The sequence below is a fragment of the Parvibaculum sp. genome (genome assembly GCF_030694575.1).
Taxonomy (GTDB): Bacteria; Pseudomonadota; Alphaproteobacteria; order Parvibaculales; family Parvibaculaceae; genus Parvibaculum.
On sequence record NZ_JAUYUS010000067.1, the window covers coordinates 1 to 7,725 of the forward strand.

At 65.1% G+C, this 7,725-nt stretch carries 6 protein-coding genes; 3 read left to right on the forward strand and 3 right to left on the reverse strand.

Going from position 1 to position 7,725, the window contains the following annotated elements; all coding sequences use genetic code 11:
• The coding region (locus Q8S60_RS10240) for a DUF1772 domain-containing protein (RefSeq protein WP_305668506.1) at positions 1-419 on the forward strand (419 nt) is incomplete at its 5' end.
• 140 nt (positions 420-559) lie between these two features.
• On the opposite strand, the gene cimA is transcribed toward Q8S60_RS10240, so the two are convergent.
• The 3 genes from cimA to Q8S60_RS10255 form a co-directional block, all read right to left on the reverse strand.
• Positions 560-2,218, reverse strand: a complete 1,659-nt coding sequence (gene cimA, locus Q8S60_RS10245) for a citramalate synthase (RefSeq protein WP_305277388.1) — start codon at positions 2,216-2,218, stop codon at positions 560-562.
• A gap of 207 nt (positions 2,219-2,425) precedes the next feature.
• On the reverse strand, positions 2,426-3,775 hold the full coding sequence (gltX, locus tag Q8S60_RS10250) for a glutamate--tRNA ligase (RefSeq protein WP_305277387.1): 1,350 nt from the start codon (positions 3,773-3,775) through the stop codon (positions 2,426-2,428).
• Complete coding sequence (locus Q8S60_RS10255) at positions 3,772-5,436, reverse strand: NAD+ synthase (protein WP_305277386.1); 1,665 nt, start codon at positions 5,434-5,436, stop codon at positions 3,772-3,774. Before Q8S60_RS10255 ends, gltX begins: the two co-directional genes overlap by 4 nt.
• 162 nt (positions 5,437-5,598) lie before the next feature.
• Between Q8S60_RS10255 and Q8S60_RS10260 the strand changes: the two genes are divergently transcribed.
• Together Q8S60_RS10260 and Q8S60_RS10265 are read left to right on the forward strand one after the other, a co-directional pair.
• Positions 5,599-6,594, forward strand: a complete 996-nt coding sequence (locus tag Q8S60_RS10260) for an NADP-dependent oxidoreductase (RefSeq protein ID WP_305277385.1) — start codon at positions 5,599-5,601, stop codon at positions 6,592-6,594.
• 115 nt (positions 6,595-6,709) lie between these two features.
• The coding region (locus Q8S60_RS10265) for an efflux RND transporter periplasmic adaptor subunit (RefSeq protein ID WP_305668507.1) at positions 6,710-7,725 on the forward strand (1,016 nt) is incomplete at its 3' end.

Genomic DNA, 7,725 nt, shown 5'->3' on the forward strand with positions numbered 1-7,725 from the left:
CCGGAATCTTTTACGGGTTTTCGAGTTTCATCATGGGGGCGCTCGGGAAGCTCGCGCCGCATGAGGGGATTGCGGCGATGCAATCCATCAATGTGGTGGTGATCAATCCGGCATTCTTCGCGGCGTTTTTCGGGACGGCGGTGCTGTCGCTGGTGCTTGGCGTTGTTGCGGTGCTGGACGGGAGCGTGGCGGGGGCGGCGCTGCTCGTTACGGGCGCCCTGCTCTATCTCGTTGGCTGCATCGGCGTGACGATGGTTTTCAACGTGCCACTGAACAACCGGCTGGCAGGGGTGAAGCCGGAGAGTGCCGAGGGGGCGGAGGTGTGGCGGCACTATCTGGTCGCGTGGACGCGGTGGAACAGTGTGCGGACGGCGGCTTCGGCGCTGGCTTCGGTGCTTTTTATCGTGGCGATGGTTTAGGGCGGGGGTTGACGGCGCTTCCATGTGACGCGCGGCCCATGGGCCCCGGCTGTTCCCGGCTTTCGCCGGGACAGGCGCCGGGGCGACACTTTTATTTTGGGCGCGCGCATGTCTTCCGTTTTGCGCTCACACATCTCGGCTCAGGCGCCCGCGTTTTCCTTGCGGTTATGCGTGGCGGGGGACGGGGCGTTGTCGCGGAGGAGTTTGTAGGTGATCGAGTCCGTGAGCGCCTGGAAGGAAGCGTCGACGATGTTGGGGGAGACGCCGACCGTGAACCAGCGTTCTCCCGCACGGTCCATGCTTTCGATCATGACGCGGGTGACGGCTTCGGTGCCGCTGGTGAGGATACGGACCTTGAAGTCCGCCAGGCGCAAATCCTCGATATAGGGCGAGTATTTGCCGAGGTCTTTTCTCAGCGCCTGGTCGAGCGCGTTGATCGGGCCGTTGCCCTCGCCCACCGAGATGAATTTCTCGCCGTCGACCACGACCTTCACCGTCGCTTCCGAAACGGTGACGAGATCGCCGAGCGCGTTGTAGCGGCGCTCGACGAGGACGCGGAAGGATTCGACGTCGAAGAATTCCGGCACGGCGCCGAGGATGCGGCGCGCAAGAAGCTCGAAGGAGGCTTCGGCGCCGTCATAGGAATAGCCGAGGAACTCGCGCTCCTTCACCTCGTCCAGCAATCGGGAGATGCGGCGGTCGTTCGGATCGACGGCGATGCCCGCTTCTTCGAGGCGGGCGAGGATGTTCGATTTTCCGGCCTGATCGGAAACGGCGATCCTGCGCTTGTTGCCGACGCTTTCGGGCGGCACATGCTCATAGGTCGCCGGATCCTTCAGGATCGCGGAGACGTGGATGCCCGCTTTCGACGCGAAGGCGCTTTCGCCGACATAGGGCGCATAACGGTTCGGCGCGCGGTTGAGGATTTCGTCGAGCGTGCGCGAGACATGGACGAGGCTTTTCAGGCGTTCCTGCGTGACGCCGATCTCGAAACGATCCGCATAGAGAGGTTTGAGCAGCAGCGTCGGGACGATCGACACGATGTTGGCGTTGCCGCACCGCTCGCCCAACCCGTTCAGCGTGCCCTGCACCTGGCGGACGCCGGCGCGGATGGCGGCCAGCGAATTCGCGACGGCGTTTTCCGTATCGTTATGGGCATGGATGCCGAGCTTTTCGCCGGGGACGCCCGACGCGATGACCTCGCCGACGATGCGCTCGACTTCATCGGGAAGCGTGCCGCCATTGGTGTCACAGAGGACGGCCCAGCGGGCGCCGCTGTCGAGCGCGGTGTGGACGCAGGCGAGCGCGTAATCCCGGTTGAGCTTGTAGCCGTCGAAGAAATGTTCGCAGTCGATCATCGGCTCGCGGCCGCGGGCGGCGACGGCCTTCACGCTTTCGGCGATGCCTTCGAGGTTTTCCTCTTCCGAGATGCCGAGCGCGACGGCGACCTGGAAGGAGGAGCTTTTGGCGACGAGGCAGACGGCATCCGTGTCGGCGTCGAGCGTGGCGGCGAGGCCGGGATCGTTGGAGGCGCTGCGGCCGGCGCGCTTGGTCATGCCGAAGGCGGTGAATTTCGCGTGGGCGAGTTTCGGACGGTCGCCGAAGAAGGCGGTGTCGGTCGGGTTCGCGCCCGGATAGCCGCCCTCGATGTAGTCGATGCCGAGCTCGTCCAGCAGCGTGGCGATGAGGCGCTTGTCCTCGACGCTGAAATCGACGCCGGTCGTCTGCGCGCCGTCGCGCAGCGTGGTGTCGAAGAGGTAGAGGCGTTCTTTCTTCTGGGCTTTAGTGGACTTGCTCATGGTTCCGTTCCGCATCGAGGGACGCATATACGCCCGCAAAAGGTGACTTCCGCCACCGGCCGGTCCGTTTTCCCACAATGATTTGCAAGCGTGCTTGTACGGCGGCGGCGGAGCTGTGTCAGCCGCTAATAATGAGACCCGTGATGATCGAGAGAGCCGGGCTCATGCCGGGGTTCCCTTGTCTCGCCGTTAAAACACCTAACCCGATCAACGGGTTAGCCCGCCAAGCCGGGCTTCCGCCCGGTCGCGTCCGATGAGAGGTAGCAGGTTTTTCAGCTCCGGTCCATGCGTGAGGCCGGTAAGGGCGAGGCGGAGCGGCATGAAGAGGGCCTTGCCCTTGGCGCCTGTCGCTTCCTTCACGGCGTTCGTCCAGAGGCCCCATGTGCCCTCGTCCCAGGGCTCGGGCGGGAGCACGGCGGCGGCGGCGGCGGCGAAGTCCGGGTTTTCGATGACGGGCTCGACCGGGCCCTCGACCACGCGGGCCCAATCGGCGGCATCGGAAAAGAGGACGAGGTTCGGCTTCACCGCCTCCCAGAAGGCCTCGCCCAGATCGCAGCCGAGGGCCGCGAGGCGGGGTTTCGCCTCCCCATAGGACATGAGGTGGAGGCAGGCGGTGTTGACCTTGGCGAGGTCGGCCGGGTCGAAGCGGATGTCGGCGCGGCCGAGGCGCGAGATGTCGAAGCGGGCGGCAAGCTCGTCGAGCGAGAGGCAGGGCTCGACCGGGTCCGGCGTGCCGAGGCGGGCGAGGAGCGCGTTCAGCGCCATCGGCTCGAAGCCGGCCTCGCGCAGCGCGCGGAGCGAGAAGCGGGCGGCATCGTCGCGCTTCGAAAGCGGCTTTCCTTCCGGGCCGTTCAGCAGCGAGTAATGCGCATAGACCGGCGGCTCGGCACCGAGGGCGCGGATGATCTGGATCTGGACGCCCGTGTTGGTGATGTGGTCGGAGCCGCGGATGACATGGGTGACGGCGAAGTCGATGTCGTCGACGACGCTCGGCAGGGTGTAGAGGAAGCGGCCGTCCTCGCGGATCAGGACCGGGTCGGACAAGGAGGCGCCGTCGACCTCGACATGGCCCTGCACGAGATCCTCGAAGGCGGTGTGGACGCGGTCGAGCCTGAAGCGCCAATGGGGCTTGCGGCCTTCTGCCTCGAGCTTCGCGCGGTCTTCATCGGTGAGGTCGAGGGCGGCGCGGTCGTAGACCGGCGGCAGGCCGCGCGCCATCTGGCGCTTGCGCTTGCGGTCGAGCTCGGCGGCGGTTTCGTAGGCGGGATAGAGGCGGCCGTCGGCTTTCAGCTTTTCGGCGGCGGCTTCGTAGGCCGGGAGGCGTTCGGACTGGCGGGCGAAGAGATCGTGGGCGAGGCCGAGCCAGGCGAGGTCCTGCTCGATGCCGGCGGCGAATTCGGGCGTGGAGCGTTCGTCGTCGGTGTCGTCCATGCGGAGCATGAACCGGCCGCCATTCTTCCGTGCAAAGAGGAAGTTGAAGAGCGCGGCGCGGGCATTGCCGACATGGAGGCTGCCGGTGGGGGATGGCGCGAAGCGAACGACGGGGGCGCCGCTCACAGGTCCTGGTCCCGGAAGCCGTTCACGATCGGGTAGCGGCGGTCGCGGCCGAAGTTGCGTTTCGTTACCTTCACGCCGGGGGCGGCCTGGCGGCGTTTGTATTCGGAGATGTAGAGGAGGTGTTCGACGCGCTTCACGAGGTCGCGGTCGTGGCCGCGCGCGACGATGTCGGCGACACCCATTTCCTCCTCGATGAGGCAATGGAGGATGTCGTCCAGCGCGTCGTAGGGGGGCAGCGAATCCTCGTCCTTCTGGTCGGGACGGAGTTCGGCGGAGGGCGGGCGCGTGATGATGCGTTCGGGGATCACGACGCCCTTCGGGCCGAGGCAGCCTTTCGGCATGTTCTCGTTGCGCCAGCGGGACATGCGGAAGACGCGGGTCTTGTAGAGGTCCTTGATCGGATTGAAGCCGCCATTCATGTCGCCATAGATGGTGGCGTAGCCGGCGGAGACTTCGGACTTGTTGCCAGTCGTCAGCAGCATGGAGCCGAACTTGTTGGAAATCGCCATGAGGATGACGCCGCGCGTGCGCGACTGGAGGTTTTCCTCCGTGGTGCCGGACTGCGTGCCCTCGAACATTTTCTCGAGCGCGGAGGTGAAGCCCGCGACAGGCTCCTCGATCGGCACGACGTCGTAGCGGACGCCGAGAAGCTTCGCGCAGGCTTCGGCGTCGGTGAGGCTTTCGGACGAGGTGTAGCGGTAGGGCAGCATGACGCAGTGGACGTTTTCCGGCCCCAGCGCATCGACCGCGATGGCGGCGACGAGCGCGCTATCGATGCCGCCGGAGAGGCCGAGCACGACGCCGGGGAAACGGTTCTTCTTCACATAGTCGCGCAGGCCCTGAACGACGGCGAGATAGAGCGCCTCGTCGCCCTCCTCCACCGGCACGCGCTCGCCGGTTTCACAGACCCAGCCCTTGTCCGTGCGCGTCCAGTCGGTGCAGGCGATCTTTTCTTCCCAGGCGGGCATCTGCAGCGCCAGCGAGAGATCGGCGTTGAGGACGAAGGAGGCGCCGTCGAAGACCAACTCGTCCTGGCCGCCGAGCTGGTTCACATAGGCGAGCGGCAGGCCACTTTCGCGGATGCGCGAGATGGCGAGCTGCATGCGCGCGTCGAACTTGTCGAAGTCGTAGGGCGAACCGTTCGGGATCAGGAGCATTTCGGCGCCGGATTCCTCGAGGCACTCGACCACGTCGGGATACCAGATGTCCTCGCAGATGGGGACGCCGATGCGGACGCCGCGAATGCTGAAGGGGCCCGGCATGGGGCCGCTCGCAAAGACGCGGGGCTCGTCGAAGACGGAATAATTCGGCAGGTGGACCTTGTAGCGGCGGCCCTTGATCTCGCCCCGGTCGAGATGGAAGACGGCATTGTAGAGCTTGTCCTCCTCCGCCCAGGGGGCGCCGATGAGGACGGCCGGGCCGCCATCCGCCGTCTGGCGGGCGAGGTCTTCCACGGCGGCCTTCGCCACGCGCTGGAAGGCAGGCTTCAGGACGAGGTCTTCCGGCGGATAGCCGGTGAGGAAGAGTTCGGTGAAGACAATGAGTTCCGCGCCCTCGACCGCCGCCGTCCGGCGGGCCTCGACGGCTTTCTGCAGGTTGCCCGCGATGTCACCGACGACGGGGTTCAACTGGGCGAGCGCGATGCGGAGCTTGTCTGTCATTTTGCCTGAAGATATGGGGATTCGGCCCCGCCGGTTTTAGCCGTTGAAAGCCATACTCACAATAGTTCAAGGATGAACGGCGACCAGGGGCTTTGCAGGGGTGCGCCGCGCGCGGCAGGGGGATAGGCTCGCGCAAACGCCAAAACCGGAGGAGGAAGCGCCATGACCGTCAACCGACAGATTCTGCTGACAGAGAACCCGAGCGGAAAGCTCGCGGAAAGCCATTTCAAGCTGTCGGAGGGGACGGTGCCGGCGGCGAAGGACGGCGAATTGCTGGTGAAGACGAAGCTCATTTCGCTCGACGCGGCGAACCGGGCCTGGATGCAGGGCGCGACCTACCGGGCGGCCGTGGACGCAGGCACGGTGATGGCGGGCGGCTCGGTCTCGGAGGTCGTCGAGGCGAAGGCGCCGGGCTTTGCCAAGGGCGACCTCGTGTTCGCCGATACGGGCTGGCAGGACTATGCCGCCGTTCCTGCGAAGACGGCACAGAAGCTGCCGAAGATGGAGCCGCTGTCTCATCTCCTCAGCGTCTACGGCATTGCGGGGCTCACCGCCTATTTCGGGCTGCTGGAAGTGGGCAAGCCCAAGGTGGGGGACACGGTGGTCGTATCGGCTGCGGCGGGATCGGTCGGCACGATCGTCGGGCAGATCGCGAAGATCAAGGGCTGCACGGTGATCGGCATCGCGGGCGGCGCGGCGAAGTGCAAGCTGCTGACCGACGAACTCGGCTTCGATGCGGCCATCGACTACAAGGCGGAGCCCGTGGGCAAGGCGCTCCGCAAGGCGGCGCCGAAGGGCATCGACGTCTATTTCGACAATGTGGGCGGCGACATTCTGGAGGCGGTCCTGTTCGGCATGAACAATTTCGGCCGGATCGCCTGTTGCGGGGCGGTGTCGCAATATGACGGCGCGGCGCCCGCGCATGGGCCGCGCGGCATTCCCGGCCTCGTGGTGGTGAAGCGGCTCACCATGCAAGGCTTCATCGTGATGGACTACATGGACCGCCACGACGCGGCGCTGAAGGAGCTTCAGGGCTGGGTCAATTCGGGCCAGATCAAGGTCAAAGAGGACATCATGAAGGGGCTCGAAAACACGCCGAAGGCGCTGATCGGGCTGCTTGCGGGCGATAATGTCGGAAAACGGATGATCGAGGTCTGAACCCTCCCGCCGCCCTGCCTCGCCGTTATTCAAGGTGCTGCGTCGATCGGTGCGACGGAACACCGGCCGTTCTCCGTTATACATATGGAGTTGGCACAGACAGGCAGAGCGGCTGATGGGTTACGACAGCGAGACGACGGCGAGAGGCATGGCGCAGGCAAAGGCCCTGCCCGGCTTGCTCATGGACAAATGGCGCGGCCTGTCCGCCCCCTTGCAGTGGGGCGGGATAGCCGTCATTGCGGCCGTCATGCTCTGGCTCGGCTATGGATTGCTGTTCGGCGGCGAAACCGTCAGCTATCGCACGGCAACGGCGACGCGCGGAAATATCGAGCAGACGGTGACGGCGCTTGGCTCGCTGCAACCGAAGGATTACGTGGATGTCGGTGCGCAGGTTTCCGGACAACTGAAAAGCGTCTATGTGGAAATCGGTGATCACGTGATGGAGGGCGACCTTCTCGCCGAGATCGACGCGAAGACCTACCAGACGGAACTCGCCGCGGCGCAGGCGCGGCTTTCGCAACTCGAAGCGGAGCTCGCGGGCTCCCAAGCCGAACTCAAGCTCGCGCAACGGCAATACAAGCGGAACGCCGACCTTGCCAAGATCGACGCGGTGAGCCGCGACGACCTCGACACGAGCGAGACGGCCGTGCAAACGATCTCGGCGCAGATAGGCTCGCTCAAGGCGCAGATCGAACAACAGAAATCGACCGTCGAAGGCGCGGAAGTCAATCTCGGCTATACGAAAATCTATGCGCCGATGACCGGCACCGTGACGTCGCAGACGGCGCTGAAAGGCCAGACGCTGAACGCGAACCAGACGGCGCCGACCATCCTGACCATTTCGGACCTCAACACCATGACCGTGGAAGCGGAAGTGGCGGAAGCCGATGTGGGCCGCATCGTCAAGGACATGCCGGTTTACTTCACGACGCTTGGTGCGTCGGAGGAACGGTGGCGCTCCACCGTGCGGCAGGTTCTTCCGACACCGGAAATCGAGAACGACGTCGTTCTCTATACGGTGCTCGTCGACATCGCCAATCCCGACGGCAAGCTGATGAAGGACATGACCACGCAGGTGTTCTTCCTTCTCGGCGAGGCGAAGGATGTCGTCATCGTGCCCGTGGGCGCGGT